The 750-nt window shown below is 48.7% G+C and carries 1 protein-coding gene; it reads left to right on the top strand.

Annotated elements, in window-relative coordinates:
* The coding region (locus BGK46_RS02280; protein ID WP_139130714.1) for an IS3 family transposase at positions 1 to 750 on the top strand (750 nt) is incomplete at both ends.

Below are 750 nucleotides of genomic sequence, written 5' to 3'. Positions count from 1 at the left end.
TCTTTTTGTTCATTTTGCGAATGGCACTGCCGGGTTCTATGGGTTGGCATTAGCGACGTCAGTCTATCGTTACCGACCAGATCCGCATCGGGATGATGAGGTTATCGCGACGTTGCAGGACGCAGCAGAGCGTTATCCTGCCTACGGTTTTGGCAAATTATTTAAAGTACTTAGGCGCTGGGGACACCGATGGAATCATAAACGAGTCCATCGAGTGTACTGTTCGCTCAAGCTAAACCTACGGCGCAAGGGAAAAAAGCGCCTACCAAAACGAAATCCAACACCACTGGCATGTCCAGAGTCGATCAACAGTTGCTGGTCTATCGATTTCATGAGTGACTCTTTGCTCTGCGGCAGGCGCTTTCGTACGTTCAATGTCGTGGACGATTTCAACCGTGAGGTGCTAGCGATTGAAGTAGATCTCAATCTGCCAGCACCACGCATTATAAGGGTGCTAGAACGCATTATTGCTTGGCGAGGGTACCCCAGTAAGCTGCGCATGGATAATGGCCCTGAATTCATCTCGACCACGCTGGCTGAATGGGCGGAAGAGAACGCAGTTGAGTTGGAATTTATTCGCCCAGGCAAACCAACGGAGAACTCCTATATAGAGCGATTTAACCGAACTTATCGGACAGAAATACTCAACATGTACGTGTTCAAAACCTTGAGTGAAGTCCGAGACCTGACAGAAAAATGGATGAAGGAATACAACGATGAACGCCCTCATGACTCACTCGATGATCTGAC

The sequence above is a fragment of the Salinivibrio sp. SS2 genome (assembly GCF_001722075.1).
GTDB lineage: Bacteria > Pseudomonadota > Gammaproteobacteria > Enterobacterales > Vibrionaceae > Salinivibrio > Salinivibrio proteolyticus.
Note: the sequence above shows the minus strand (reverse complement) of the source record. Positions and strands in the feature narration are given on the sequence as shown.